Genomic DNA, 26,631 nt, shown 5'->3' on the forward strand with positions numbered 1-26,631 from the left:
CGCCCCCACGGACTTCCGTCCCCCGGTTGCGGCGGGGGAGGGAACGCGGAACGGCCCGCGGCCACTCCCCAAAGCGGCCGCGGGCCTCCCGCGCGGACTCGGCATCCGCGCGGGACGGCCACGTTCCGGGTGGGGGTGTCCGCCGGCCGGAACGTGACGCGCAGCGGTGCCTGAGGGCATCCCTGAACCCTCGTCAACGTCTTCCAGCGGACCAGGGGGCGGGGCGCCCGCGCCTCGGCCGGACGGCCACGGTCCGGCCGGACGGCCGAACCGCCGGGTCGGCTACCGTCGGGCCATGGGCTTCGTCGTCTTCATGACCCTTCCGGGGCTGGCTCTGCTGCTCACGGCCATGGCCTTCCTCGACCTGGCACTGGAACGCGCGGGCCGCGCGGGCCTGCTGCCCTGGCGCTGGAACGGCCGCCAGGGGCAGATCTCCGCCACCGGCTTCGAGCAGCTGCACGCCAGTCTCTCGCCGGGCAAGCAGAACGAGCTCAAGGAACGGCAGAGCGCCCTCGTCCTGCGCGACGACGAGGAGGACGGCGCGCCGCCGCGTTCCCGCGTGGACCTCGGCGGCGGGCTCGCCGTCATCCGGCTTCCCGCTACGGGGAACAGCGGTACGTGAAGTCCACCGCGGCCGTGCGCTGACCCGGGGACAGCAGCTGCAGCTCGGCCCGCGCGGGGTGGTTCCCCGTGCCCTGGAAGGTCCACAGCAGGTGCAGCCGGGCCTCCCGCTGCCCGCGCGGCACCCGTTCGGTGAGCTCCTGCGACCGCGTGCCGTCGCTGCGGACCCAGCGGTAGGTGAGGGTCCCCGGGCGCCCGTTGGTCCCGACGACGGCCACGACATCGGCCGTCGCGCCACAGGGCGGGCCCTGGGGATCGGTGGTCACGGCCACGTCCCGGACCTCGATGGCGGGCCCGAACCGCTGCCACCCGAGGTACGCGAGGACGGCGGCCAGCACGACCGCGGCGAGGGCGTACCGCCGCAGACCTGCGAACCGGCGGCGCCGGGGGGCGGCAACGGCGGCCACCACCAGGGGGAACGGCGCGGGCATGGCCGCGGTCACCCCGGGCCCGAACCGGAGCACGGATCCCTCGACCCGGTCGGGGGCCACCTCCGGGGCCACGGGAGGACCGGAGAACCAGTGGCTCCCGAGGACGGTGGCGCTGTAGTCGTCGCCCTCGGGGGCGCGGGGATCGGTCATCGGGGCACGTCCTGGCAGCGCAGCAGGTATTGCGAGGCCGACGCGGACTTGTTCCCGGCGGTCGGCTTGGTGGTCACCCGGACGCCTCCGTAGCAGCCGCGGTCGCGGGTGAAGGCGTGGGACTTGACCACGGTGACCGGCGAGCCGGCCTGGACCGTGAACGACTCCGTGCCGTCGGGGACGGAGTAGGAGCCCTGCACACCGCCGAGGAACCACTCCAGTACGACCGTGACCGGCCCGGTGCCCTGGGCGGCGACCGAGACCGTCGCGTCGCCCCGGTACACGCCGGTCTTGAGCGACACGTCGACCTTCGTGACCACCGGGGCCGGCGTCGGAGTCGGCGTGGGCGACCAGCTCACCGTGGGCTTCGGGGTGGGGCTCGGCGCATGCGAGGGCGACGCCGACGGCGACGCGGAGGCGGACGGCGAAGGACTCGGGGACGCCGAGGGGCTCGGAGTCGGCGAAGCGGAAGCGGAGACCGTCGGGCTCGGGGTCGGGGAGGCCGATCCGGGCGGCGCCGCGCTCGTCGTGGCGAAGGCGCTCAACGCCGAGGCCCCGCTCGGGGCCGCGCCGATCGCGTCCGTGGTCAGCACCACCACCGCGCCCAGGACCAGCGTGATCCCCGCCGCGAGCCAGCCGCTGCGGCCGGGCGCCCAGCCCGAGCCGCTGCTCAGGGCGGTCGTGGCCACCGCGGTGGTGCCCGCCGCCGGGGCGCCCGCCGAGGGGAACAGCAGCGGCAGCAGCGCGGCCAGCGCCGCCAGCTTGCGCTGCCCGCGCTCCTCCCACTCGGGCCCGTACGCGGCCAGGGCCACGCCCTCCAGCTCCGCGACGAACGCCTCCGCGTTCTCCGGGCGCTGTTCGGGCTGCTTGGCGAGGCCGCGCCTGATCAGCGGTCGTACGGGCTCCGGGGCCTCGGTCTCCGGTACGGGCGCCTCTATGTGCTGGACGGCGAGCTCCGCGAAGTTCTCCCCGTCGTACGGCTTGCGCCCGGTCAGGCACTCGAAGAAGGTCGCCGTCGCCGCGTACACGTCGGCCGCGGGCGAGGCCGGCCGGCCCTGCCACTGCTCGGGCGCCATGTAGGCGGGGGTTCCGGCCACGCCGGGCGTGGTGCCGCGGTTCGCCGCGATCCCGAAGTCCACCAGCTTCGACGAGCCGTCCGCCGCGACCAGCACGTTCTCCGGCTTGTAGTCCCGGTGGACGACACCGGCCCGGTGCGCCGCCGCGAGCCCGAGCAGCGATCCCTTGAGGACCACCAGCGCGGCCTCGGCATCCGCCTGCCCGGACTGCTTGAGCAGCGCGCGCAGGGAGATGCCGTCGACGAGCTCCATCACGATGGCCGCGCCGCCGGGCGACTCCACGTACTCGTACAGCCTCACCACGTACGGGGTCCCGAGCCCGCCCAGGAGGCGGGCCTCGGCCCGGAACTCCCCGACGAACGCGGGGTCCTGGCGTAGCCGGTCGCTGAGGTACTTCACCGCGACCGCCGTGCCCGTGGCGTCGTGGACGGCGAGCACCACGCGGCCGCTGCCGCCCGCGCCGAGTTCCCGGACCTCCGTGTAACCGGGGACCGACCATGCCGCCCGTGTGTCCTTCATCGTTCCCGCCCCCTGTCCGGCTGTCCGCCGTGCCGTGCCGCACCGTGTCCCGGTCGGTGACCGGCCACCCCCTGGGACACGTTTCCGGCACGGCCGGTTCCCGACGGTGCGGGGTGTCTCAGGCTGCGGCCCTCAGGCCGCGGCCGCCACGGCGCCGATCATGTCGTGCAACCGGTCGGCGGCCGCCCGCCCGAAGGCGGGGTCGTTGATGTGCGTGTCGTAGTCGTAGAGCCGGGCGGCGCTGCCCCGCAAGCCGTCGCGCAGCGCCGAGAACAGAGCCCGGTCCGCGCCGGGGTCATGGTAGGGGCCGCCCGGCGATCCGAGCGTGGAGAGTCCGCGGAGCGGGACGCAGACGGCCGTGGGGCCGGTCGCGGCGCGCAGTTTGGCGGCGACCCGGCGGCCGAGTTCCGTGCATTCCGCCTCGTTCGTACGGATCACCGTGATGGACGGGTTGTGGACGTGGACCCCCCGGTCCAGGACCCGCTGGGGCAGGCTCTCCAGCGGGCCGAACTTCACCATGTCCAGCGCCCCCAGGCTCACCACCTGCGGGATCCCTGCCCGCCCGGCCGCGCTGAGCCGGTCCGGGCCCGCGGTGAGGATGCCCCCGCACAGGTCGTCGGCCAGCTCGCTGAGCGTGAGGTCGAGGACGCCCGCGAAGATCCCCTGGCCGGCCAGGGTCTCCAGGGTGCGGCCGCCGGTGCCGCTGACGTGGAAGACCAGGACCTCGTAGCCCAGGTCCGTCAGCCGCTCGCGGGCCGCGTCCACACCGGCCGTGGTCACGCCCGCCATGCTCGCCGCGACCAGCGGGCGGGCGCCCGCTCCCAGCCGGGGCGGGCGGCGCTCCAGGGAGGCGCGGGCGTAGGCCCCGGCCATTCCGGCGATCGCCTCGACGGCGTTCGCCAGGACCGGTCCGGAGACGCTGTTGATCCCGGCGATGTCCACCACGCTGTACATCATCGTGATGTCCGAGGAGCCCACGTAGGGGCTGACGTCCCCGGACGCCATGGACGACACCATCAGTTTCGGCACGCCCAGCGGCAGGGCGCGCATCGCCCGGGTCGCGATGGAGGTGCCGCCGCTGCCGCCGATCGCGAGCACCCCGTGCAGCCGGCCCTCGGCGTGCAGGCGTGAGAGCGTCGCCTCCGCGCCGCGGGCCATCGTGGTCACGGCCGCGCCCCGGTCGGCGGCCGTGCGCAGTTCCGTCAGTTCCGTTCCCGCCGCCCGGGCGACCGCGTCACGCGGCACGTCGGCGGGCACCCGGGGTTCGCCCATGATTCCCGTATCGACCAGTACCACTTCGACGCCGGCGCGCAGCAGCCTCTCGCGCAGCCAGCCGTACTCCACACCCTTGGTGTCCAGGGTTCCCACCAGCACGACGTTCGTCATATGTGCAATGTCCACGCAGGTGGGGATGTTGGCAAGTGCAGGTACGAGTCAGCTCCCAAGGCCCCCCAGGAGCACCAACAGCCGCTCCAGGAAAGGAACTTGAGACTTAATCAGCATTTTTTCAGCCAGCGGAGGAGCGAACCACGCCACCCGGTCCAGCTCCGGGAACTCCTGTACGTTCCCGGAGTGCGGGGGCCATTCCATGGTGAAGGTTCCGGGCACCATCAGCTCCGGGTCGAGGTCCGCCTCCACCGCCCAGATGGTCACCAGCTTCCCGCTGGTCAGCCGCACCTCGCCCAGCGGCAGGTACTCGCCCTCCGGCGGGGGCAGCCCGATCTCCTCGGTGAACTCCCGGCGGGCCGCGTCCCGCGGTGTCTCCTGCGGCCCGTACTCGCCCTTCGGGACGGCCCAGCCCCCGGCCTCCCGCCCGGCCCAGAGCGGACCGCCCATGTGTCCGAGCAGGACCTCGACCCCGGACGGGTCCTGTTCCGGCGGACCGCCGGTCCGCCGGAACAGGAGCAGTCCGGCACTGCGCTTGTGCGTCATGGGTCCATCCATGCCCCGTACGGGCGCGGGTCAGTGCTCCGCGGTCAGTGGTCGTGCGGGCCCTGCCGGTGGACCGGCCCGTGCGCGTCCGCGCAGTGGGCGCCGGACGGGCCCTCACCCGCGCGGCCCACCGTGAGGAGGGAATCCTGCGCGTGGTCCACCTGGAGGGTGGTGTGCGTGATCCCGTACTCCTTGGCCAGCAGCCCCTCCAGGTCCCGGCGTACGGCGTGGCAGTCGCCCGCCGGCTCCACCAGCACGTGTGCGGAGAGCGCCGCCTGCCCCGAGGTGATGGTCCAGATGTGCAGGTCGTGCACCTCGGTGACGGGCGGGTGTCCGACGAGCCGGTCGCCGACCGCGTCCGGGTCCACATGCGCCGGGGCGGCCTCCAGGAAGATCCGGCCGGACTCGCGGACCAGCCCGTAGCCCGCCTTGACCATCAGCACCACCACCACGAGGGTGGCGATCGCGTCAGCCTGCCGGAAGCCGGTGGTGAGCACGATCAGACCGGCGACCGCGGTCCCGATGAAGGCGAAGAGGTCGTTCAGGATGTGCTGGTAGGCGCCCTCGACGGCCAGCGAGGAACGGTTCGCCCGGGAGATGCACCAGGCCGCGGCCACGTTGACGACGATGCCCGCGAGCGCCGTCACCACGACCAGCCCGCCCTCCACCGGCGGCGGATCCATCAGTCGCCGCACCGCCTCGTACGCCAGCCAGGCCGCCAGCAGGAGCAGCGTCAGGCCGTTGGCCTGGGCGGAGAGTATCTCCGCGCGCTTGAGGCCGTACGTGAAACCGCCGCGGGCCGGGCGGGCCGCCAGCCGCATCGCGATCAGCGCGAGGACGATGGAGACGGCGTCGGTCAGCATGTGCGCCGCGTCCGAGATCAGGGCCAGGGAGTTGGCCACGATGCCGATGCCCACCTCGATGGCCATGAACGTACCGATCAGACCCAGCGCGATCCCCAGCCAGCGGCGGTCGGCGTCGGCGGACACGCCGTGGCTGTGTCCCGCGTGTCCGCCTCCGTGCCCGTGGTCGTGGCCGTCGTGCGCGTGGTCGTGCCCACTCATGGCGTCCCCCGTCTCATCGCGGCACCCGTGTGTTCGGATCCGTCGCGTGAAGTGAAGCGCACCCCGGCGAGATGGGCAAAGGCTGCAACGGGGACCGTTGTCATTACCCATAAGAGGCCTCTGACCTGCGGTGATGTCGGACGGCTGCCGGGCCGGCGGGTTCATGGGAAAATCTGCTCATGGTCCAGCGCCCCGGTGTGCCGACCGCACCCGAGCTCGTTCTGGTGACCGACACGGACTCGATCGCGATGAGCCCGGGCCGGACGTACCACGTGGGCAGGGACCCGCTCTGCGAGATCTGCCTGGAGGACGCCCGCGTCTCCTGGCGCCATGCGGTCCTGCGCCCGGACGGCGACCACTGGACGGTGGAGGACGAGCACAGCACCAACGGGACCTGGGCCGACGGCCGGCGCGTCCACGAATGGAGCGTCGGCGTCGGCAGCCGGCTGCGCTTCGGCGACGAGCAGGACGGTCCGGGCGCCGTCCTCGTCGGTCCGCCGCCCCCTCCGGCTCCCCCTCCCCCTCCGCCCCCGCCTTCCTCCGCCGCACCGGACGCCGCCGCCGGTGTCCGGCCCTCCCGGGTCGCGTCCCTGTCCCGTAGCTTCCAACGACCGACGACCGTACGTCCGCTCCTCGCCCGTACCGCGGTGAGCATCGGCCGCGCCCCCGAGAGCGACCTCGTCATCGACGACCTCACGGTCTCCCGCCGGCACGCCGAACTCCGTGCCCTCGCCGACGGCACGTACGAGATCGCGGACCTCGGCAGCCACAACGGCACCTACCTCAACGGCGCCCGCCTCGACCTCAGGGCCGCCCCCCTCGCCCAGGGCGACATCGTCGGCATCGGACACTCTGCCTTCTGCCTCGTCGGGGACCAGCTCCAGGAGTTCGTGGACACGGGCGAGATCTCGCTCGACGTCCAGGGCCTCACCGTCGCCGTCGACAAGGGCCGCAAGATCCTCCTCGACCGGGTCTCCTTCCCCGTGGGGGCCAAATGCCTGCTCGCCGTCGTCGGCCCCAGCGGCGCCGGCAAGTCCACCCTGCTCGGCGCGCTCACCGGGCTGCGCCCCGCCGACCAGGGCACCGTCCTCTACGACGGACGCGACCTCTACCGCGACTACGCCGAACTGCGCCGCCGTATCGGGCTCGTCCCCCAGGACGACATCCTGCACTCCCAGCTCACCGTCCGGCGCGCCCTCGGCTACGCCGCCGAACTCCGCTTCCCGCAGGACACCGCACCAGCCGAACGCCAGGCCCGGGTGGAGGAGGTGATCGGCGAACTCGGCCTCCAGCAGCGCGCCGACCAGCCCATCCACAGCCTCTCCGGCGGCCAGCGCAAACGCGTGTCCGTGGCCCTGGAGCTGCTCACCAAGCCGTCCCTGCTCTTCCTGGACGAGCCCACCTCCGGCCTCGACCCCGGCATGGACCGCTCGGTGATGCACATGCTGCGCGGCCTCGCGGACGACAGCCGCACGGTCATCGTCGTCACCCACAGCGTGCTCAACCTCGAAGTCTGCGACCGCCTCCTGGTCCTCGCGCCCGGCGGGCGCACCGCGTACTACGGCCCTCCGGAGGAGGCCCTCGGTTTCTTCGGCTACGAACAGTGGCCCGAGGCCTACGAGGCGTTCGAGAACCGGCAGGACCGCGACTGGGCCGGGCAGTACCGGGCCTCGCCGCTGCACAGCCGCTACGTCGACGTCTCCGCCGGAAGGCCCCCGCCGCCGCTCGCCGGAGAGGCGGCCTCGGCCGGCGGCGCCGTGCCGCAGCCGCCGCCCAAGGCCCAGAGCTGGGGCTCCCAGCTCTCGACCCTGATCCGCCGGTACACCGCCGTGCTCGGCGCCGACCGCACCTTCCTGGCCATCATCGTCGGGCTGCCGTTCGTCATGGGCGGGCTGGCCCGTGCGCTGGCCGGCAGCGCCCTCACGGCCGAGACGGGGCTGAACGCGCTGTTCATCCTGGTCCTGGGCGGAGTCCTGACCGGCGCCGCCAACGCGGTGCGCGAACTCGTCAAGGAACGCGTCATCTACCAGCGCGAGCGCGCCGTGGGCCTGTCCCGGTCGGCCTACCTGATGTCCAAGGTGCTGGTCCTCGGCGCGCTCACCATCGCCCAGGCCGTGGTCCTCACCGTGGTCGGGCTCGGCGGGGTCGACACCAACGCCCCCGGCGGCACGGGGATCTTCCTGCCGCCGCTGATCGAGATCACCCTCGCCGTCGCCCTGCTGTCCTTCACCTCGATGCTGCTCGGCCTGATGATCTCCGCCCTGGTGACCAAGGAGGAAGTCACCATGCCGCTGCTGGTCCTCCTCACCATCGTCCAGTCCGCCTTCTGCGGGGCCCTGCTGAAACTGTCGGGGGTCCCCGTCCTCGAACAGCTGGCCTGGTTCGTGCCGGCCCGGTGGGCCATGGGCGCGATGGCCACCACCACCGACCTCGGCGCGATCGTGCCCCTCAAGATCACCCAGGACCCGATGTTCGATCACGAGGCGAGCCTGTGGCTCATCGACATGGGGATGCTGCTCGCCCTGTCCGCGCTGTTCACCGTGCTGGTGGCCCGGATGCTGCGCCGCCACGAGCCCGCGGTCATGCGGAAGTAGCCGCCCATGACCAGCCCCGGCCCGGTCGAGGACTTCCGGCCCACCCACGTCGTCCCGCAAGAGGGTCTACCCGCCTGGGAGAGCCCCGACGTGTCCCGCCCCACAGTGCCGCTCGACGGCTTCCTCCCGGTACAGCTGCTGTCCCGGCGCGGCGACTGGGGCGAGGTCCTGTGCGCCAACGGCTGGTCCGCCTGGGTGGACGGCAGGCTCCTGGTGTCGGTGCCGCAACCCCCGCCGACGACCGACCGGCCGCTCGCCCGTACGGAGGACGCGCGGCCGATGCTCACACGCGCCGCCGAGGCCCTGGAGCGCTACCGGCGTGCCGCGGACGAGCTCGCCTCGGGGAGGACGGACGCCGATGCCTTCCGGCGGACCGTACGGGGGCTGCGGGCCGGGGTGGTCGTGGACGGGGAGTCGGTGTGGGTCTACGACGTGACGGCGGGGAAGTGGCTGTACGGCGACGAGAGCCGCCTGACGACCTTCGCGGTCGTGGCGGCGCCGGGGGCCTCGCCCGGTCCGCCGCAACCGCCGCCCCCATCCGCGCCCACACCGACGCAGGTGGGCACCGGAGCCGAAGTACCCCCGGATCCGCCACCGGCCGACGGGGCGGTGGCGGGTCGGCCCGACCCCGACGAGGAGCACGACGAGGAGCACGGCAAGGAGCACGACAAGGAGCACGGCACGGAGCACGACACCACCCTGATCGTGGACACGCACGATCCGGAAGCCGACTGAGCGCGTTCCCGGAAGCGGCTGACCGGATCGGGGCTCGACTCAGGGGGTCCCGGAAGCGGCCGACCGGCCGAGGGGTGTGGGCGGCTGGGGAGCGGAGGCGGGCGGCGGACGTCAGGGCGCCGGGGTCGTGGCTGCGGCGGGTTCCTCGACGCGGCCGCGGCGGTGCAGGGGGCGGGCCAGGAGGGCGCCCAGGAAGCCCGCCACCGCACCCCAGAGGAGGGCGAGCCCGACCGTGCGCCACAGGACGGGATTCAGCACGACCTCGCCGCCGAGCCCGTCCACCTCGCCGATGCCCAGCAGGGAGAGGCCGAACTGTGCCTGCACGCGCGCGAGCAGACAGACCATCAGGGTCGCCAGGGCCAGGGCCACGCCCAGGTGGAGCGCGTGCTGCCAGGAGCGGACGTGGGCGGGGGAGCGCACGGCCGCCAGTACTCCGGTGCCGAGGAGCAGGACCGCGGCCACGGCCACCAGCCACCACGCACGGGAGTCGCGCTCCGCGAGCGAGGCCACGTCCACCGCGGACAGCTCGGAGCCGCGCAGGACCTCGTCCAGGAGCTGCGGCATCGGCAGCCCGAACGGGCCCTCGACCCGGCCCTCCCAGGCGCCGCCGAAGCCCAGGGTGAACGCGATCCAGGCGAGGTTCGGCAGCGCGAGCAGGATGACCGCGAAGGTCCGGGCGGCATGGCCCTGGGTGGCGGCCACCACCAGGCCGACCCCGACACCGAGGACGACGTAGGCCAGGAGCAGCAGCATCGTGGCGAAGGCGGCCGGGCGCAGCGCCGCGTGGTAGCGGACCAGCCCGGCCGGGAGCGGCGCGCGGCGCGAGACCAGCAGGGCGATCAGCAGCAGGCCCAGGATCCACAGCAGTCCGAAGAGGAGCGTGGCGGGCAGGTCGGCCCGGAACCCCACGGTCGGGGCCGAGTCGAGGAGTTCACCGATCACCCCGACCGGGGAGTCGCCGGTGGAGATGCCGAAGGACTGCCGGGCGAGGAACGCGGCCCCGGTCAGCGCGAGGAGCCACAGGACGACCAACGGGAGGGCCCGGCCGATGAGTTCGCGGGGCCGGGCCACCGCACGGTTGTGCAGGGGGTGCAGGAAGCAGGAGCCCGCGGTGAGGGCGCCGGCCAGGCTCACCGACAGCGGGAGCGCCGACAGGCTCGCGTCGGCCCCCGCCAGGACACCGGCCCCTCCCGACACCTCCAGCGAACCGCCGGCCGCCATCACGACGACCGCGGCGACCACACGGGGGAACGCGCCGCCCGGCAGGTCGCCCGCGCCCGCGCACGCGAGCCCTGCGGCGGCGACCGCGGTCATCACGGCGAATCCCGCGACGACGGCGACGAGGGCGTCGCGCCATGCCCTCGCGGAGCCCCCGGACGATGGTGATCTCGGTATCCGGCTCACCCTGCCACCGTGGCATCCTCGGCTTGCGGGCACCACCCGGATGGCGCACACAATGGTCCGCAGGGAACTCCCTCCTACTGGGAAGAAGAGCCCGTGACCACGCAACCCTCCGGCCGGCCGCCCTCGTCAGAGCGCCCCAGCGGGCCGCCTTCCGGCCCGCTCTCGGGCGGGCAGCAAGGGCCGCCGCCCCCGCCTCCGCCCGCACCGCCCACGCCGGGATCCCCCGGCGGGCCCGGTGGTCCTGCCAAGGGGCCCTGGTGGCGGTCCGTGCCCCGGCTCGCCACGATGCTCGTCGCGGTGGTGGCGGTCGTGGCCCTGGCCGTCGTCCTCACCCGGCCCAGCGGTACCGACAACGCCGGCGGGGAGGTCTTCCTCCAGCCGGCCGCCGCCTCCGGCCCCGACCCGTTCACCGAGTCGACCGTGACCAACGAGGCGAAGCCGCCGGAGAGCCCGGCGGCGTCCCCCACGGGCCCCAAGACCCCCAGCGCCCCCACGAGCGCCACCCAGGGCACCACGACGGGTACCAGGAGCATCAGCGGCTCCGCGCCGGGCGTGTACGGGGGCACGAGGGACACCGCCAGCTGCGACGTCGAGAAGCAGATCAAGGCGCTGTCCGCGGACCCCTCCAAGAACGCCGCCTTCGCCTCGGCGCTCGGCATCCAGCCGCAGTCCGTCCCCGCGTACCTCCGCTCGCTCACCTCGGTGCAGCTGCGGATGGACACCCGGGTCACGAACCACGGCTACCAGAACGGCAAGCTCACGAGCTACCAGGCCGTACTGCAGGCCGGGACGGCCGTGCTGGTGGACGACCGGGGAGTGCCGCGGGTGCGCTGCGCGTGCGGCAACCCGCTCGGCCCGCCGGTGGCGCTCAAGGCCAATCCGAAGCGCTTCGGGCAGACGTGGCCCTCGTACCAGCCGCAGAAGGTGGTCGTCATCGCACCGGCGCCGACCGTGGTGCACAAGATCGTGATCTATGACCAGGACAACCGGCGCTGGTACGAGCGCGAGAAGGGCAGCCACCAAGGCAGGCCCGACCGGCCGGTGCCGCCGCCGGTGATCCAGACGCCGACGTTCATCCCGACGAAGCCGACGCCGACCGGTACCGAGACGAAGCCGAAGCCCACGGGCACGCACCCGAAGCCGACCGAGACCGAGACGAAGCCGGTGAAGCCCACGGAGACGGAGACGGAGCCGGTGAAGCCCACGGAGACGGAGACGGAGCCGGTGAAGCCCACGGAGACGGAGACGGAGCCGGTGAAGCCCACGGAGACCGAGACGGAGCCGGTGAAGCCCACGGAGACGGAGACGGAGCCGGTGAAGCCCACGGAGACGGAGACGGAGCCGGTGAAGCCCACGGAGACGGAGACGGAGCCGGCGAAGCCCACGGAGACGCAAACGGAACCGAAGACGCTCACGGAGACGGAAACGCCCACGACGCCGACCGAGAAGGAACCGACGGCGACGGCCGAGACGCGCACGACGGCGACGGCCGAGACGGAGACGAGGCCGGACACGGTCCCGGAGCAGCCTGAGTCGGTGGCCCCGGTGGAGCCCGAAGCCCCAGTTCCGCCCGAAGAGGAGGAGCCGGAGGTCAACGAGTCCTAGCCGGCCGGGGTACCAGCCCCAGCGGCAGCCCTGAGTGCACCGCATCCCCCACGCGGGGGATGCGGTGCACTCCCAGGTCCGACGCCCTTCCCCCGCCCCGCGGCGAGGCCCCTGCATCCAGAGCCTCAGCACGCTCTCCAGTCCGGGAGCACCTCGCCCCGGCCGCGCAGCAGCCCGAAGCGGAGCAGCGGCGCCGGCGGCGCCCCGCGGTGGTGCTCGTACCGGCGGCCCTCACGGCCGGAGCGCTCGCGCCGACGGTGGACCGGGTGCTGAGCACCTTCGGCCCGGCCGGGAGGACGGACGCGGGATTCGAGGGCCCCGGCTGGGCGCTGGCGGCCGGGGTGACCAGTGGGCTGTTCGTCCTGTGGGGACCCCTGCTGGCAGCCTCGACCCGGGCGCACTACGCACACCGGTGTCGGCCGGTGAAGACACGGATGGTGTAGCGGCGTGCCGGATCAGGCGCGGCCGCGCCGGGTCAGCGCGTCGCCCGCGGCGCCCACCGCGAGGCCGAGGACGACCCTGACGACGTAGCTGTAGGTCTCGTAGCCGTCAGGGGCGAGGAAACGGACGAATCCCATGAAGTGGATCCAGCCGAGCCACTCGTGCAGGAGACCGCTCGCGCCGCCGACGACCGGGGGCTGTTCCGGCGGTCCCGGCAGCAACTGATCGCCTCCCTGCGCGAACGGGCCGAACTGGCCGAGGCGGACACGGAGTCACGCGCGGAGCCGGCGGCCAACAGACCGTGGGCCAGGGGGTTTTCCCTCATCTTCGGCAGGCCGGCGCCCCAGCTCGGGCGGGCGGCTGCGGTTCGGCCGGGGCCGTGCCCGCGTCGGCGCCTTGGGCAGGGGGGAGCCGGTGGCCGGCCGCCCCACGGGGACACGGGCGGGGGAGAGTGAGACCCTGGCTGCATGGCCCGCAGGGGAAAGAACCCCGAGGTCGACTGGCCCGCGCGGCCCGATACGAGCCTCGCGCTCAACCGCATGGGCACGTTCGACTGGGACCTCGACAGTGGGCGGATGCACCTGGACCCCACCGCCCTCGAGGTCCTCGACCTGCGCCCGGACGAGTGGGACGGGACCTCCGAGGGGCTGCGGCAGCGCCTGGCCCCCGCCGAGGCGGCCCGCCTCGACGCCCGGGTCGCGCAGGCGATCAAGGACGGCCGGAGCCACTACGGGGCCTACGTACGCACCCGCCTCCGCGACGGAACGCCGGCCTGGACCCACATTCAGGGCCACATCCTGCGGAACCCGGACGGCCGCCCGTACCGCGTCATCGGGATCCTGCGCGACGCCGCCCACGACCCGGGCGACCCCGGGGCGGCCGGGGAGCAGGCCGAGGGGCGGCGCCGGATGACGGGCGTCGTCGAGCGGACCACCGCCATCCTCGCCCACGCCCGCACCGTCAACGACGTGACCGACGTCCTCAAGGACCCCCAGGCCCTCGGGCACCTCGGCGCGGTCAGCGTGATGCTGGGCATCGTCGACGGAGGCCGCATCCACCTGGTCGCGGAGGGGCAGCTCGGCTCGTACGTACCGGAGATCGAATACACGCGGATCGACGCGCGGTTCCCGATGAGCGAGGCCGTACGGACCATGCAGCCGGTCTTCCTCGTCTCGCGCGAGGAGTTCCAGAGCCGCTACCCGCAGCTGTGGCCGTACATCGAGCCGCTGTCCGTCCGCAGCGGGGTCTACTTGCCGCTGATCGCCCAGGGGCGGCCCATCGGGGCGCTCGGGCTGCTCTACACACGGGACGGGGAATTCACCGCCGAGGAGCGGAACCTGCTGATGGCACTCGGCAGCGGCGTTGCGCAGGGCCTCCAGCGAGCCATGCTCTTCGAGCAGGAGCACGACCTCGCCGAAGGGCTCCAGAGGGCCATGCTGCCCCGCCGGATCCCGGAGGTGCCGGGCGCGCGGATCGCCGTACGCTACCGGTCCGCCCGGATGGGACGGGACATCGGCGGCGACTGGTACGACGTGATCCCGCTCGGCGACGGCCGCGTCGGGGTGATGATCGGCGACGTCGAGGGGCACGACACGGACGCGGCCGCCGTCATGGGGCAACTGCGCATCGTGATGCGCGCGTACGTCGTCGAGGGGCACACCCCGGCGACGGCGATGGCGCGGGCCTCCGCCTTCCTGCGCGAACTGGAGACGGAACGGTTCGCCACGTGCACGTACGCCGAGGTGGACCTCACCACCGGGATGCTCCGGATGGTCCGCGCCGGCCACCTCGACCCGGTCGTGCGGCGCGGGGACGGCAGCTGCCACCGCATCCAGGTGGCGGGCGGACTACCGCTCGGACTGCCGGCCCGCGAACAGCCCGGAACCGGCACCGGCTACCCCGTCACCAGCCTCGAGCTGCACCCGGGGGACACCCTGGTGCTGTGCACGGACGGTCTGATCGAACGCACCGGCGCGGACCACGACACCGGCATGCGGGAGCTCATGGCCGCGGTCCACAGCGGCCCGGTGGACGTGGAGGAGCTCGCCGACGTGCTGTGCGACCTGGTCGGGGACTCCGGCGGGGGCGACGACATGGCCCTGCTCGTCCTGCGCCGTCGCGGCACGCCCGGCGCGCGCGGCGGCGGTCCGCTGCGCCAGCGGCTGGAACCGGGGGACACCGAAGCCCCGGGGCTGGCCAGGCACCTGATCCGGGCGGCGGTGGCCGCGTGGGGAGCGCGGGACCGGGCCGACGAGATCGAACTGGCGGCGGACGAGCTGATGACCAACGCCCTGGTCCACACCGATGGCGGCGGCGACGTCAGCATGCGGCTCACGGTGCAGGGCCGGATCCGCATCGAGGTCGAGGACACCAGCAGCGCCCTGCCGAGACGGCGGGAGGCGGGGGACTGGGCCGTGTCGGGCCGCGGGCTGATGCTGGTGGAGCGGCTCGCGGACGAGTGGGGCGTGGAACCCCGGGGCGGCGGGAAGTGCGTGTGGTGCGAGTTCGCCCTCGCCGGACCGGAGCCGGGGGACTGAGCGGGCGGTGTGTCAGGTGGTGATGGTGGCTACGGATTCGAGGCCGTAGGTGCGGGCGTAGCCGTTCTCGGTGCCGACGAGGAGGTCGATGACCTCGAAGTAGCGGTCCCAGAAAGGGGTTTCGCGCGCCTGGCACCCCCGCCATGCAGCCGACAGAGGCCACCACTGGCTCCGCAACGCCATCCGTCGGACCCTCCGCACACCCGGGAGCCCAACCGCATGATCTGACCGAGGCACCGAGGCACCGAGGCACCGAGGCACCGAGGCACCGAGGCACCGAGGCACCCGCCCGGCGGCGACGCACAGCAGTACGGTCAGAGCGGTCGCGAGGCCCTGCTGCGAGCGCAGCACGTCGACGCGCGGCGGGTGCTTGCCGACGGGCGCAGGATCAGCTGAACGTATGTCAGCCCGTTGACACGTCCGAACGATTCACCGAGGGGTCTGAGGGTTCCGGCCGTCCGACTGCCCAGCCGTCAGAGGCGGACGAGCGTGACCTCGGTGGCCTTCACGCTGGTCCACACTGCCGCGCCGTCGACGATGCCCAGCTCGGACGCCGCCTCCGGGGTGATCTCCGCGACCAGGTCGGGCGCACCGCCCGGGGTGATCAGCACGCGCAGCCGGCTGCCGACCGCGGTGATCTCCCGTACGGTGCCCGGCCAGACGTTGCGGGGGCTGCCGCCCGGGCGCTCCCGGTGCACCGACACCGCCTCCGGGGCGATGATCGCCAGCGCCTGCGCCCCCTCGGGCAGCGTTTCCGCGACGACGAGCCGTCCGCCCTCGGCGAGGGCCAGCCCGTCCGCCGACGCGATGCCCGGCCAGGCGTTGCGCCCCAGCATGCGGGCCACCCACGGGGAGCGCGGGTGCCGGCTCACCTCGGCGGGCGGCGCGTCCTGGAGGGTGCGGCCGTCGGCCAGTACGAGGACCCGGTCGGCCAGCGACACCGCCTCGACGGGATCGTGCGTGACGATCAGGCAGACCCCGCCGAAGCCGGCGAGGTGCGTGCGCAGGGTGTGCCGGACGCGGGCCCGCGTGGTCTGGTCGAGGGCGGCCAGCGGCTCGTCGAGCAGCAGCAGCCGCGGACGGGCGGCCAGCGCGCGGGCCAGGGCCACCCGCTGGGCCTGGCCGCCGGACAGCTGGGCCGGCTTGCGCTGGGCGAGGTGCCCGACGCCGAGCCGGTCCAGCCAGGCCTGCGCCTCGCGGCGCGCGTCGGCGCGCGGCACCCCGCGGGCGCGCAGCCCGTACGCGGTGTTCGCCAGGGCGCTCAGATGCGGGAACAGTGCGCCGTCCTGCGGCACCCAGGCCACCTGCCGCTTGTGCGGGGGCAGCGCGGTGACGTCGGCGTCGCCGAGCCGGAGCTCGGCGTGGGCCCGGGGGGTCAGGCCGAGCAGGGCCCGCAGCAGGGTGGTCTTGCCGGCGCCGTTCTCGCCGACGACGGCGATGGTGGTGCCCGGTTCGGCGGCGAGGGTGAGCTGGTTGAAGCCGGTGACGGTGGCGTGCAGAGGCCAGTGGCCGGCCTCGTGCGGCGCGGCCTCGGGCAGTGTGCCGGTGCCGGTGCCGGTGCCGGTGCCGGTGTCGGTGTCGGTGTCGGAGCCGGCCTCGGGCGCGGCGGCGGGCGACTCGTCCGGGACCGGCGGCGCGGCGACGGCCTCGCGGGCGGTGACCGGCGTGCCCGTCCAGCGGCCGCGCAGCGCGATCAGCACGGCCATGGCGATCGCCAGGAGCAGCAGCGAGACGGAGGTGGCGGCCTCGGGCCGGTCCTGGAGCAGCAGGTACACCTGCAGCGGCAGGGTCTGGGTGGTGCCGGGCAGGTTCCCCGCGAAGGTGATGGTCGCGCCGAACTCGCCCAGCGCGCGGGCCCAGGTGAGCGCGGCTCCGGCGATCAGGCCGGGGGTCACCATGGGCAGGGTCACCGTGAAGAACACGCGGACCGGTGAGGCGCCGAGCGAGGCGGCGGTCTCCTCGTAGCTCTGCTTGAGGCCGCCGAGGGCGCCCTCCAGGCTGATGACCAGGAACGGCATGGCGACGAAGGTGGCCGCCACGACCGCACCCGACGTGTGGAACGGCAGGGTGATCCCGAAGGTGTCCTCCAGCCAGGGCCCGAGCAGCCCGCGCCGGCCGAAGCCGAGCAGCAGGGCCACACCGCCGACGGTCGGCGGCAGCACCATCGGGAGCAGCACGAGCGAGCGGACCAGCGCCTTGCCCTTGAACGGGACGCGGGCCAGCAGCCAGGCGAGGGGCACGCCGAGGAGCAGCGAGAGGCCGAGGGCCCACAGGGACACCAGGAGCGAGAGCTTCAGCGCCTCGACGACGCCGGGGCTGCCGAGATGGCTGCCGAGCTCGCCCCACTGGGTGCGGACGAGGATGCCGATGAGCGGCATCAGCAGGAACGCGACGGCGAGCAGTGCGGGGAGTGCCAGGGCCAGCGGGGGGCGGGTACGGGTACGGGGTCTGCTCATGGGCGTTCCTGGCTGGGGGAGAGTGACGGCGGGGGAAGGGTATGCCGCGGCCGGCCGGTCCGGGCGGATGAGGCGGCCGTGGCCGGGATCGCCGTACGGGCGCTTGCACCTGCCGCCGTACGGGCTCCCGAACCGGTTTGTGAACCGGCTTCCGAACCGGTTCGTGAACCGGTTTGTGAACCGCCCGTCGTACGGGCGTACTTGCGCGGGTACGCCGGGAGGGGCTGCCTGTCCCCCCGGGCCGGGCAGCCCCTCGTCATGCCGACGCCGGCGGCGCTCAGACCTTCTGGAAGCCCGCGTCCTGCAGGATCTTCCGGGCCTCGGGGGTGCTCAGCCAGGCCACGAACGCGGCCGCGGCCTCGGCGTTCTTGGACTGCTTCAGCGTGGCGGCCGGGTAGGAGGCCACGGCGTTCTGCTCGTCCGGGATGTCCACCGTGACGACCTTGTCGCCGGACTTGGCGGAGTCGGTCTTGTAGACGAGGCCGGCGTCGGCCTCGCCCAGCTCGACCTTGCTCAGCACGGCGCGGACGTTGGGCTCCTGGGAGACCGGCTTCACCTCGATCTTCTGGGCGTCGAGGATCTGCTTGCTGTAGCGGCCGACCGGGACCTCGGGCGCGGCGAGCACGACCTTGAGCTTGGTGTCGGCGAGGTCCTTGAGCTCGTCGATCTTGAACGGGTTGCCCTTGCCGGCCGCGATGACCAGGCGGTTCTTGGCGATGACCGTGGCGTCGCCGGTCTCGGCCCTCAGCCCGTCCATGGTCTTGGTGTCGGCGGTCACCAGCGCGTCGGCCGGGGCGCCCTGCTTGACCTGCGCGGCGAGCTCCTGTGAACCGGCGAAGGAGAAGGTGATCTCCGTACCGGGGTGGGTCTTCTCGTACTCGGCACCCGCGGTCTTGAAGACGTCGGTGAGGGAGGAGGCGGCGAGGACGGTGAGGTTCGCGGCCTTGGGCTGGGCGGAGGCCGAGGCGGAGCCGGGCGTGGAGCCGGCGGCGGGCTTGTCGTCCCCCTTGCCGCAGGCGGCCAGCGGTACGAGCAGGGCGGCGGTCAGCACGGCGGCCGCGGCACGGCGGCGGGTGGGGGTCGGGAACATGAGCAGAGGCTCCTCGGTCGGGTCGGCGGCCGGCAGGTGCCGGTTCCGCGCGGTGGTGACCCGCGCCGGTGACGGGCGGAGCGGGCGGGGACGTTCGGCGGTGCTGAGCGGGGTGCGGGGGACCGCGGCGGACGGCGGGGATCGCGGGGCCGGTGGGCGGAACCGTCCGGGTTCCGTCGTGTCGTCCGGGTCAGGTGCGGTCGATGTGCACGCTGGTGGACTTCACGCGGGCGGTGGCCTGCATGCCGACCTCCAGTCCGAGCTCCTCGACGGCCTCACGGGTGAGCAGCGAGACCAGGCGGTGGGGACCTGCCTGGATCTCGACCTGGGCGGCCACGTCGCCGAGCTTGACGGCGGTGACGATGCCGGGGAAGGCGTTGCGTGCCGAGGTGTACGGCTCTCCGTCCTCGGCGTGTGCGCCCTGGCCCACCTCGACGGAGAAGGCCGCCAGGTCACGGCCGTTGATCAGGCGTCGGCCGCCTTCGTCGCGACGGGTCACGACCCGGCCTGCGTCGGCCCAGCGGCGCGCGGTGTCCGGGCTGACGCCCAGCAGACGCGCCGCCTGTCCGATGGTGTAGGACTGCTGCATGTGCGACAAGGTAGGCGCACGTATGGCGCGTTTGCAATTCTCTTGGGCTGATCTCCATAGCAGATGCCATGCCTCTTGGTGTATCGGCCAAAAGTCGTTCCGCTCTGCCCTGCCCGCCTCGCTAGAGTCGGGGCATGGCAGATGAGGTAACGGGAACGGGAACGGAATCGGGCACGGTGCGGGTCGATGCGTGGATCTGGTCCGTGCGTCTGACCAAGACCCGCTCGATCGCGGCGACCGCCTGCCGGGCGGGCCATGTGAAGGTCAACGGGGAGCGCGCCAAGCCGGCGCAGGCGGTGCGCGCGGGTGACGAGGTACGGCTCTTCCACGCGGGGCGCGAGCGGATCGTGGTGGTGAAGCGGCCCGTGTCCAAGCGGGTGGGCGCCCCCGTCGCCGCGGAGTGCCTGATCGACAAGAGCCCGCCGCCGCCGACTCCCGTGGAGGCCGCCGTGGTCGGCATCCGCGACCGCGGCGCCGGCCGCCCGACGAAGCGCGAACGCCGCGAGATCGAAACCCTCCGCGGGCGCCCGTAGCCGCCGGCGGCCCGGCCCCGGCGCGCCCCGGGGCCCGGATCAGGTCTTGCGGTAGGCGTAGGCCTCGGTCGCGGCCGAGGCCACTGCCGACAGGGGGAGGCCGCTGGAGGCGGCCACCACGGCGGCCACCGTGCCCTCCACGAAGGGCGCGTCCACCAGGCGGGAGTCCGGCGGGAGTTCGTCCTCCACGAGGAGGGCCTTCACCGTCAGCACCGAGCTGCCGAGGTCCGCCAGCAGCGCGACCCCGGCGCCCCGGTCCACCTCCCGCGCGGCCGCGACGATCCGCTCCGCACTCGTGCCGAGCCCGCCGGCGGCGGTGCCGCCCGCCGCGGCCACCCGGGCCGGGGCGCCGCCCGCGGCCAGGCCGCGGGCCAGCTCGGCCACCGACTCCGCGACCGCTGCGCTGTGCGACACCAGCACGATGCCCACCAGCGCGGGGCTCTCCTCCGGGCCCGTCACCGCGCGCCCTCCGCCGGCTCCGCCACGTCCGCCAGCGCCCTGAACAGCAACGCCGACGAGGTCGCGCCCGGATCCTGGTGACCGATGCTCCGCTCGCCCAGGTAGCTGGCCCGGCCCTTGCGCGCCTGCAGCGGGACCGTCGCCAGCGCCCCGTTCTCCGCCGCGTCCGCGGCCGCCCGGTACGACGTGTTCAGCTCGGTCACCGCCGGAACCAGCGCGTCCAGCATCGTCTTGTCACCCGGCGCCGCCCCGCCCAGCTGCGCCACCGCGGCCACCCCGGCGTACAGGGACTCGTGCAGCTCCGTGTCGGAGACCTCGGCCGCCTCCCCGAGCGCCTTGCCGGTGCGCCGCAGCAGCGTTCCGTACAGGGGCCCCGACGCCCCGCCGACCGTCGAGATGAGCGTCCTTCCGGCCAGTTGCAGCACCGCGCCCGGTGCCTCGGGGGCCGCCGCCTCCAGAGCCGGGAGCACCGCCGTGAAACCGCGGAGCAGATTGCTCCCGTGGTCGGCGTCCCCGATGGGGGAGTCGAGCTCCGTCAGCCGGTCCGCCTCCCGCTCGACCGCGGCCGCGGCGGCCGCCATCCAGCGCCGGAAGAAGTCTGCGTCGCGCACCGGATCTCCTCGCCTCGCATCGGTCTGGCCAGCCCCACCGACACCATACGGTCAGCGACCCCACTGCAGCGCGGGGGTCTGGACGGGCGCGTCCCACAGCCGCAGTAGTTCCTCGTCGGCCCGGCACAGCGTCACCGAACACCCCGCCATGTCCAGCGACGTGACGTAGTTCCCCACGAGCACCCGAGCCACCCGCACATCCCGCGCGGCCAGCACCCGGGCCACTTCCGCGTGGAACCCGTACAGCTCCAGCAGCGGCGTCGCCCCCATCCCGTTGACCAGCGCCAGCACCGGCCCGTCCGCCGGACCCACCTGCGCCAGCTCCTCCAGTACGGCGCCCACCGCGATGTCCGCGATCTCACCGGCCGGCATCATCGCCCGCCGCTCCCGGCCCGGCTCGCCGTGGATCCCGATGCCCAACTCCAGCTGTCCGTCCGGAAGATCGAAGGTCGGGCTGCCCTTCGCGGGCGTGGTGCAGGCGCTCAGCGCCACCCCGAAGCTCCGCGAGGACGCGTTGACCCGGCGGGCGATCGCCGCGACCTGCTCCAGCGGCGCCCCCTCCTCGGCGGCCGCCCCGGCGATCTTCTCGACGAAGAGGGTGGCCCCGGTGCCGCGCCGCCCGGCCGTGTACAGGCTGTCGGTCACGGCGACGTCGTCGTCGACCAGGACGCGCTCGATCCGCAGGCCGTCCTCCTCGGCCAGCTCGGCGGCCATCTGGAAGTTGAGCACGTCCCCGGTGTAGTTCTTGACGACGAACAGCACCCCCTGACCGGAGTCCACGGCCGCGGCGGCCCGCATCATCTGGTCGGGCACCGGCGAGGTGAACACCTCGCCGGGACACGCGGCCGACAGCATCCCGTACCCCACGAACCCGGCGTGCAGCGGCTCGTGCCCGGACCCGCCCCCGGACACCACCCCCACCCGCCCACCGGCCCGCGCGTCACGCCGTACGACGACCCGCCGCTCCACGTCGACGTCCAGCTCGGGATGGGCGGCGGCCATCCCCCGCAGGGCGTCGGCGACCACGGTCTGCGGACTGTTGATCAGCATCCTCATGCGCATCTCCTGGGGAGGTTGGCCGGTGACTCTCGGAGCAGTGTTTCGGCCGGGGTCAGTCCTCGGCAGCGGACAGCGCCGTCAGGCTCTCGCGGGTGGTACGGGTGTCGGGGTGGCTTTCACCGAGGAGACGGCGGTACCCGTTCACGCAGTGCCGGAGCAACTGTGCGGCTTCCTGCTCTCGTCCGCCGCCCCGTGCGACGAGCAGGGCGGCCAGTCCCTCCCGCGCCTTGTACGTTTCCAGGTGTTCCTCGCCCAGCGTCCGTGCTCGGCCCGACAGTGCTGAGCGCATCAGCGACTCCGCCTCGTCCAAGTGGCCGAGGTCGAACAGCACTCGCGCCAGGTTGTTGCGCGCCGTGAGTGTTTGCCGGTGCTCCGGGCCCGACAGGCGCGCTCGGTCGGCCACGACGGTGCGGAGCTCCGACTCGGCCTCTGCCAGTGCCCCGCGGCGGTGCAGAACGGCGGCGAGGTTGTTCCTCACGTCGGTGAGCCAGGAGTCCTGGTCCCCCTTGCGCTGCCGGGCCGTGCGCAGCAACCGCCGGCAGACGTTCTCGGCCTCCGCCAGGTCTTCGGTGTCGAGCAGCGCCACGGAGAGGTTGTTCAAGGCGGTCAGCGTGTCCGGGTGCTCGTCGCCGAGCTGCAGCGTGCGGTGTTCGACGACGTGCTGCCACAGCGCGGCAGCCTCCGGGGCGCGCCGAAGGTCTTCGAGGGCCTGGGCGAGGCCGCAGGATGCGGCCAGGGTGTCGGGATGTGACGGCCCCAGGCTCGCGGTCCGGACGGCAACGACATAGCGCCACAGTTCCTCGGCGGGGACGGGCTGCCCGTCGACGTGCAGGAGCGCCGCGTTCTCCGCCATGGCGACCAGTGTCTCGGGGTGCGTTTTCCCGAGCATCTCGGCTTTGGTGCTGGTCACTTGGCGGAAGAGGTCCAGCGCCATGGTCCGGTGCTCCGGCTTGCGTGCGAGGACGCGGGCCAGCCGGTGTCCTGTCTCCACCGTCTCCGGGTGGGATGGGCCGAGGCGACGGATCTGCTCGTTGAGCAGGGCCGGCAGCAGGCTCTCGGCAGGCAGCGTGATCTTGATCGTCTCCTGCCGTTCCGTCTTCCCGCGCTTGCGGAACAGATCCCTCAAGCCCATGGAGCACCCCTCCCCCATCCGCCAGCCGTTGTTACTCGACGTTACACAATGAGTGCGTTGTGTGCAGTCGGGTTCGTCAGGCACCCGCGTGCACGTGCGCGGCCCACAGGCTCGGACTGTTCGGGTACCGCGCGCGGCACTCGCGCACCGCGCGATGCAGCGCCAGGGCGGCCCGCCCGGCGTCCGGCAGGGGAGCGCCGCCCGGCTCCCCGGAGTGCCTCAGCTCTCGGTAGAACGTCGTCGCCACGCGTCGCGCCACCGCGTCGTGCACCGGCCACAGGGTGCCGACGACATGCGGATAGCCCGCGATCTGGAACGCCGAGGTGATGTGGATGCCTTCGTCGGCCAGCCGCCCGGCGGTACGGGATGTCGCGCACGCCGACAGCACCGCCAGCTGCGCCCCCGACAGGTTCAGGCGCGAGATGTCCCGTACCGTCAGCGGCCGTTCGGCATGGTCGTGCACGAGCAGCCGGCTCGCGGACGGGTCGGACGGGTCACTGAGGCCGTGGCAGGCGAAATGCACGAAGGGGTGATGGGGCAAGGCCTCGTACACCGCACCGAACGTGGCCTGCCGCCCGGCCAGCACCCGCGTGGGCAGCATCCTGCGCACGGCCTCCACCTCCCGTTCCGCGCCGGGCAGGACGGGCGCGCCGGGGGCATCGCCGGAGGCGACGGCGAGCACGGCGGGGGCGCCGGTCGTGCGCTGCTCGTGTGCCGCCCCTTCGCGTGACCGGGCATGGCGCAGGGCCCGGAGCGTGGGGGTGTAGGAGGAGACGACGCGGTCCAGCGCCGTGCGCGCGGGGTCGCCGGCGTGGCCGGCAGCGTGGAGGGGAAGTCCGGCCAGCGCCCCGCTCGGGGACCACCAGACCCGCAGCTCGGGGTCGGGGCCGGGCGGCTGTTGCCCGAGAGCGTCCAGCACGGGCCCGACGGCGCTGTCCCACAGCCAGGCCCGCACCTCGTCCAGAACACGCCCCGCCTCCCGTTCCTCGTCGGGGGAGCGGGAGGCGGCGAGCGCGTCGTGGAACCGGCCCGACTGCCTTTGCACGACCACCTCGTTCAGTCCCGGCAGCGCGACATGGCGCACCGCACCGTGCGGATCGTGCCGGTACCGGCTCCGGCTCCGGCTGCGCTGGAGGATCAGCGCGTCACCGCGGCGCGGCCCGCCGTACAACAGCACGACCGGCCCTCGGTCAGTGCAGGCCAGCAGATCGTCGAGGGGCGGGAGAGCGAGGAAGTCGGCGAAGCCGGGCAGCCGGCGGATGCGCGCCACCTGCTCGTCCCACCGGGCGCCGAGAGCATGGCGTTCGTCGGTCGGACCGGGGGCGCGGCCGGAATCCAGGGACAGACAGTCCATACGGTCGCGCAGGCCGGTGAGGCCGTCGGCGGCCGCCGGGTGAACCGTACGCAGCGCCGCCATCTCGCCGCGGGACTCGAAGAAGTGCCCGAGGAGCGTGCCCCGCCCCTGCTCCAGCAGCTGCACCGCAAGGCGGACGTCGCCCGCGTCGACCGCGCTGGCCGCTGCACGGGAGGCCAGGCCGCACAGCCGGGCCAGGGTCTTCTGCTGGTCGGCGCGGGCGAGGTGGCGCGGGGCCACCCGCGGCAGCAGTCCGACGGCCAGCCGGTACGCCTCCAGCGCGATCGCCGGCCCTTCGCACTCCGCAGCGGCATCACCCCACGCTTGCGCGTTCGCGGCGCGTGCCAGGGGCGACGCCTCGACGGTTCGTGCGGCCAGCCGGAAGTCGCGGGCGGCGGCGCGCAACACGCCCAGGTCGCCCCGCATCTCGTACAGCAGGCGCAGCGCGGCGGCGTGATGCGACCGGTACAGGGCGCGCCGATCCGGCCAGGGGTCGCCGGCGATCACCGCGCGGCCGAGTGCGGTGACCGCCTTCTCCGCAGCCTCGGGGTCTCCCGTGAGCTCCGCCTTCCGGCGCCACGCGGCACCGAGGTTGCTCAGCGTGAGGGCGAAGCCGGGAGCGTCGGGGGGCAGCAGGCGGACTGCCTGCTGGAGCAGGACGATCGCCTCGCCGAGGTCGCCGTCCAGGCGCGCGATCGGGTCGCCGTCGCCCGCGCAGTCACCGTCGCCGTGGGGGGCGGCGTGGCCGCCGGAGACGTCGTGCCGGGTTCTCAGGGCGTTGGCCAGCGCGTTGAGCCGCTCCGCCCGCAGCGCGGGTCGGTCCGGTGCGGCGCGCAGCGCGGCGCGGGCGGCATCGACGGCGTCGCGGGCGGCCTGGGCGTCGCCGGTGGCCGCAGCCCAGTCGGCGAGGACGGCGCTGGCGTTGTGCAGTGCTCCGCCGTCCCGGTCCAGGGCGGCGGCCGAGTCCATGAGGGTCCGCGTCAGGGACGCTGCCTCGCCGAGCGAGGCGAGGTCCTGCGTGGCGAGGTGGCGCCGGCGCAGCGCCACGGACAGGTTGGCGCAGGCCCGTTCGCGGTCGCCGTCCGTCCACTCGTGCTCGACGAGGCCCGCCGCGGCCCGCCTCAGGCAGTCGATCGCCTCGTCGAGCAGTCCCGGCGCCCGAGCCAGCAGGGAGAGCCGGTGCAGGATGTTGCCCAGGCCGTGCAACCGCTCGGACAGGTCCGGGTGACTCGCGGGCGTTGTGTGGACCGCCTCCCGCGCCACGTGCGCAGCCTCGTCCAGGACCGACACGTCACGCTCGCCGGCCTCGACCGCCAGACGCAGCAGCGCACCGAGGCGGTACAACAGGGCGGGCCGTTCGGGATGCCCTGACGGGGTGAGGGCGAGCCCCGCGCGGCAGGCGTCGATTCCCTCGGTCACAGCACCGGCCTCGCCCTGGACGGCCGCCCGCGTCAGGAACTGTGCGAGGCCGCTCAGCATCGCCGGCCGCTCGGGGACGCCCGCGGGGCAAGCGGTGGCAGCCGCGCGCTGCAGCTCGACCGCTGCCCTCAGCTCCGCGAGATCGCCACCCGCCTGGTGGTGGAGGAACCGGGCGGTGGCGAGGTTGGCCAGCGTTCGCGCGCGGATCACGGGCTCGAGGTCCGGCAGGTCCAGCGCACGGTGCAGGTCGGTTTCCGCGGCGGCCAGGTCGGGCGCGCGACCGTCGCGCCGGTACCGCTCCAGCAGTGCGAGCGCCCGGTCGTTCAACAGCGACAGGCGTTGGTCGTTCGGTTCCGACAGTCGCAGGCCTCGCCCGAACACGTCGATGGCCTCGTCGAGTTCGCCCGGCTCACCGGTGCGGCCGTGAGTCCGCCTCAGCGCCCGGCCGAAGAGTACGAGGTCCTGGGCCGTGGGTGAGCCTGCCGCAGCGGCGCGGCCGACGGTGACGAGCTCGGCGAGATCCTGCGGGTCGTCGGAGACGGAGCAGCGCAGGGTGACGGCGACCAGGAGGTTGCTCAGGCAACTTCCGCGCGCCGTACCTGGGGGCGTCTCCCTCACGCTCCGCCGGAGCAGTGTGACGGCCTCGTCCAGCGCACGCGGTTCCCCACTCCGTACGTACTGCTGGAGGAACGCCACACCCTGAAGCTCCGCCTCGCCCATGTCCGCCCCGTCCCGGTGTCGACGAACGCGTCCGGCCGCCCGGCGAGATTCCCTATCATCAGCGTAACCATACGGAAGCGCAGCGTAGTTGACAGGGGAG

Annotated in this window: 22 protein-coding genes and 1 pseudogene; 7 read left to right on the plus strand and 16 right to left on the minus strand. The window is 73.8% G+C overall.

From position 1 onward, the window contains the following. Positions 1-295 precede the first annotated feature (295 nt). Positions 296-622, plus strand: coding sequence for a DUF6191 domain-containing protein (locus OG332_RS39535; RefSeq protein WP_327417962.1), 327 nt, complete (start codon positions 296-298; stop codon positions 620-622). On the opposite strand, the gene OG332_RS39540 is transcribed toward OG332_RS39535, so the two are convergent. From OG332_RS39540 to OG332_RS39560, 5 genes are all read right to left on the minus strand, one after another. Next, on the minus strand, positions 600-1,202 hold the full coding sequence (locus tag OG332_RS39540; protein ID WP_327417963.1) for a hypothetical protein: 603 nt from the start codon (positions 1,200-1,202) through the stop codon (positions 600-602). The two genes, OG332_RS39535 and OG332_RS39540, sit on opposite strands and share 23 nt — an antisense overlap. Further along, positions 1,199-2,797, minus strand: coding sequence for a serine/threonine-protein kinase (locus OG332_RS39545; RefSeq protein WP_327417964.1), 1,599 nt, complete (start codon positions 2,795-2,797; stop codon positions 1,199-1,201). The genes OG332_RS39540 and OG332_RS39545 overlap by 4 nt, the downstream gene beginning before the upstream one ends. Positions 2,798-2,929: 132 nt before the next feature. Beyond that, the gene (locus OG332_RS39550) at positions 2,930-4,183 is read right to left on the minus strand and encodes a Tm-1-like ATP-binding domain-containing protein (protein ID WP_327417965.1); all 1,254 of its coding nucleotides are present in this window, start codon (positions 4,181-4,183) and stop codon (positions 2,930-2,932) included. A 48-nt stretch (positions 4,184-4,231) separates the two neighbouring features. After that, a complete protein-coding gene (locus tag OG332_RS39555) occupies positions 4,232-4,729 on the minus strand; it encodes an NUDIX domain-containing protein (RefSeq protein WP_327417966.1) in 498 nt (165 codons plus the stop codon). A 44-nt stretch (positions 4,730-4,773) separates the two neighbouring features. Further along, complete coding sequence (locus tag OG332_RS39560) at positions 4,774-5,793, minus strand: cation diffusion facilitator family transporter (RefSeq protein WP_327417967.1); 1,020 nt, start codon at positions 5,791-5,793, stop codon at positions 4,774-4,776. 179 nt (positions 5,794-5,972) lie between these two features. Here OG332_RS39560 and OG332_RS39565 point away from each other — a divergent pair, with 179 nt between their 5' ends. After that, complete coding sequence (locus OG332_RS39565; protein WP_327417968.1) at positions 5,973-8,387, plus strand: ABC transporter ATP-binding protein/permease; 2,415 nt, start codon at positions 5,973-5,975, stop codon at positions 8,385-8,387. A gap of 6 nt (positions 8,388-8,393) precedes the next feature. Continuing rightward, positions 8,394-9,122 (plus strand): hypothetical protein, encoded by a 729-nt coding sequence (locus OG332_RS39570; protein ID WP_327417969.1) that lies wholly within the window; start codon positions 8,394-8,396, stop codon positions 9,120-9,122. A 111-nt stretch (positions 9,123-9,233) separates the two neighbouring features. On the opposite strand, the gene OG332_RS39575 is transcribed toward OG332_RS39570, so the two are convergent. After that, entirely contained in the window at positions 9,234-10,526 is a 1,293-nt protein-coding gene (locus OG332_RS39575) for a streptophobe family protein (protein WP_327417970.1), read from the minus strand. Between the two features lie 267 nt (positions 10,527-10,793). On the opposite strand from OG332_RS39575, the gene OG332_RS39580 reads away from it, so the two are divergent. Together OG332_RS39580 and OG332_RS39585 are read left to right on the plus strand one after the other, a co-directional pair. Beyond that, on the plus strand, positions 10,794-12,131 hold the full coding sequence (locus tag OG332_RS39580) for a DUF6777 domain-containing protein (protein ID WP_327417971.1): 1,338 nt from the start codon (positions 10,794-10,796) through the stop codon (positions 12,129-12,131). 209 nt (positions 12,132-12,340) lie between these two features. Then, on the plus strand, positions 12,341-12,574 hold the full coding sequence (locus OG332_RS39585; protein ID WP_327417972.1) for a hypothetical protein: 234 nt from the start codon (positions 12,341-12,343) through the stop codon (positions 12,572-12,574). A 12-nt stretch (positions 12,575-12,586) separates the two neighbouring features. Here OG332_RS39585 and OG332_RS39590 read toward each other — a convergent pair whose 3' ends face one another. Then, positions 12,587-12,793: a hypothetical protein gene (locus OG332_RS39590; RefSeq protein ID WP_327417973.1), complete on the minus strand. Its 207-nt coding sequence runs from the start codon at positions 12,791-12,793 to the stop codon at positions 12,587-12,589. Positions 12,794-13,039: 246 nt separating this feature from the next. On the opposite strand from OG332_RS39590, the gene OG332_RS39595 reads away from it, so the two are divergent. Further along, the gene (locus OG332_RS39595; protein WP_327417974.1) at positions 13,040-15,109 is read left to right on the plus strand and encodes a SpoIIE family protein phosphatase; all 2,070 of its coding nucleotides are present in this window, start codon (positions 13,040-13,042) and stop codon (positions 15,107-15,109) included. Positions 15,110-15,121: 12 nt separating this feature from the next. Here the strand turns inward: OG332_RS39595 and OG332_RS39600 are convergent. The 4 genes and pseudogenes from OG332_RS39600 to OG332_RS39615 form a co-directional block, all read right to left on the minus strand. Continuing rightward, positions 15,122-15,235, minus strand: a pseudogene (locus OG332_RS39600) (darcynin family protein); the annotation flags it as partial. A 347-nt stretch (positions 15,236-15,582) separates the two neighbouring features. Then, positions 15,583-17,565, minus strand: coding sequence for an ABC transporter permease (locus tag OG332_RS39605; protein WP_327417975.1), 1,983 nt, complete (start codon positions 17,563-17,565; stop codon positions 15,583-15,585). 277 nt (positions 17,566-17,842) lie between these two features. Then, positions 17,843-18,655, minus strand: a complete 813-nt coding sequence (gene modA / locus OG332_RS39610; RefSeq protein WP_327417976.1) for a molybdate ABC transporter substrate-binding protein — start codon at positions 18,653-18,655, stop codon at positions 17,843-17,845. Positions 18,656-18,845: 190 nt separating this feature from the next. Further along, complete coding sequence (locus OG332_RS39615; protein ID WP_327417977.1) at positions 18,846-19,244, minus strand: TOBE domain-containing protein; 399 nt, start codon at positions 19,242-19,244, stop codon at positions 18,846-18,848. 134 nt (positions 19,245-19,378) lie between these two features. Between OG332_RS39615 and OG332_RS39620 the strand changes: the two genes are divergently transcribed. Continuing rightward, complete coding sequence (locus OG332_RS39620) at positions 19,379-19,777, plus strand: RNA-binding S4 domain-containing protein (RefSeq protein ID WP_327417978.1); 399 nt, start codon at positions 19,379-19,381, stop codon at positions 19,775-19,777. 39 nt (positions 19,778-19,816) lie between these two features. On the opposite strand, the gene OG332_RS39625 is transcribed toward OG332_RS39620, so the two are convergent. The 5 genes from OG332_RS39625 to OG332_RS39645 form a co-directional block, all read right to left on the minus strand. Further along, a complete protein-coding gene (locus OG332_RS39625) occupies positions 19,817-20,236 on the minus strand; it encodes a PTS-dependent dihydroxyacetone kinase phosphotransferase subunit DhaM (protein WP_327417979.1) in 420 nt (139 codons plus the stop codon). Next, positions 20,233-20,847, minus strand: a complete 615-nt coding sequence (gene dhaL, locus OG332_RS39630) for a dihydroxyacetone kinase subunit DhaL (protein ID WP_327417980.1) — start codon at positions 20,845-20,847, stop codon at positions 20,233-20,235. The genes OG332_RS39625 and dhaL overlap by 4 nt, the downstream gene beginning before the upstream one ends. A 51-nt stretch (positions 20,848-20,898) precedes the next feature. Then, positions 20,899-21,903, minus strand: a complete 1,005-nt coding sequence (dhaK, locus tag OG332_RS39635; RefSeq protein ID WP_327417981.1) for a dihydroxyacetone kinase subunit DhaK — start codon at positions 21,901-21,903, stop codon at positions 20,899-20,901. A gap of 55 nt (positions 21,904-21,958) precedes the next feature. Beyond that, on the minus strand, positions 21,959-23,038 hold the full coding sequence (locus tag OG332_RS39640; RefSeq protein ID WP_327417982.1) for a tetratricopeptide repeat protein: 1,080 nt from the start codon (positions 23,036-23,038) through the stop codon (positions 21,959-21,961). 76 nt (positions 23,039-23,114) lie between these two features. Beyond that, entirely contained in the window at positions 23,115-26,531 is a 3,417-nt protein-coding gene (locus tag OG332_RS39645; protein ID WP_327417983.1) for a CHAT domain-containing tetratricopeptide repeat protein, read from the minus strand. Positions 26,532-26,631 lie beyond the last annotated feature (100 nt).

It is taken from the genome of Streptomyces sp. NBC_01233 (assembly GCF_035989305.1).
In the GTDB taxonomy this organism is placed as follows: Bacteria; Actinomycetota; Actinomycetes; order Streptomycetales; family Streptomycetaceae; genus Streptomyces.

Bases quoted from the DNA above. Each gene is read 5' to 3' on its own strand.
- OG332_RS39535 (WP_327417962.1), top strand. From the start codon at position 296: ATGGGCTTCGTCGTCTTCATGACCCTTCCGGGGCTGGCTCTGCTGCTC.
- OG332_RS39540 (WP_327417963.1), bottom strand. From the start codon at position 1,202: ATGACCGATCCCCGCGCCCCCGAGGGCGACGACTACAGCGCCACCGTC.
- OG332_RS39545 (WP_327417964.1), bottom strand. From the start codon at position 2,797: ATGAAGGACACACGGGCGGCATGGTCGGTCCCCGGTTACACGGAGGTC.
- OG332_RS39550 (WP_327417965.1), bottom strand. From the start codon at position 4,183: ATGACGAACGTCGTGCTGGTGGGAACCCTGGACACCAAGGGTGTGGAG.
- OG332_RS39555 (WP_327417966.1), bottom strand. From the start codon at position 4,729: ATGACGCACAAGCGCAGTGCCGGACTGCTCCTGTTCCGGCGGACCGGC.
- OG332_RS39560 (WP_327417967.1), bottom strand. From the start codon at position 5,793: ATGAGTGGGCACGACCACGCGCACGACGGCCACGACCACGGGCACGGA.
- OG332_RS39565 (WP_327417968.1), top strand. From the start codon at position 5,973: ATGGTCCAGCGCCCCGGTGTGCCGACCGCACCCGAGCTCGTTCTGGTG.
- OG332_RS39570 (WP_327417969.1), top strand. From the start codon at position 8,394: ATGACCAGCCCCGGCCCGGTCGAGGACTTCCGGCCCACCCACGTCGTC.
- OG332_RS39595 (WP_327417974.1), top strand. From the start codon at position 13,040: ATGGCCCGCAGGGGAAAGAACCCCGAGGTCGACTGGCCCGCGCGGCCC.
- OG332_RS39605 (WP_327417975.1), bottom strand. From the start codon at position 17,565: ATGAGCAGACCCCGTACCCGTACCCGCCCCCCGCTGGCCCTGGCACTC.
- modA (WP_327417976.1), bottom strand. From the start codon at position 18,655: ATGTTCCCGACCCCCACCCGCCGCCGTGCCGCGGCCGCCGTGCTGACC.
- OG332_RS39615 (WP_327417977.1), bottom strand. From the start codon at position 19,244: ATGCAGCAGTCCTACACCATCGGACAGGCGGCGCGTCTGCTGGGCGTC.
- OG332_RS39620 (WP_327417978.1), top strand. From the start codon at position 19,379: ATGGCAGATGAGGTAACGGGAACGGGAACGGAATCGGGCACGGTGCGG.
- dhaK (WP_327417981.1), bottom strand. From the start codon at position 21,903: ATGAGGATGCTGATCAACAGTCCGCAGACCGTGGTCGCCGACGCCCTG.
- OG332_RS39640 (WP_327417982.1), bottom strand. From the start codon at position 23,038: ATGGGCTTGAGGGATCTGTTCCGCAAGCGCGGGAAGACGGAACGGCAG.
- OG332_RS39645 (WP_327417983.1), bottom strand. From the start codon at position 26,531: ATGGGCGAGGCGGAGCTTCAGGGTGTGGCGTTCCTCCAGCAGTACGTA.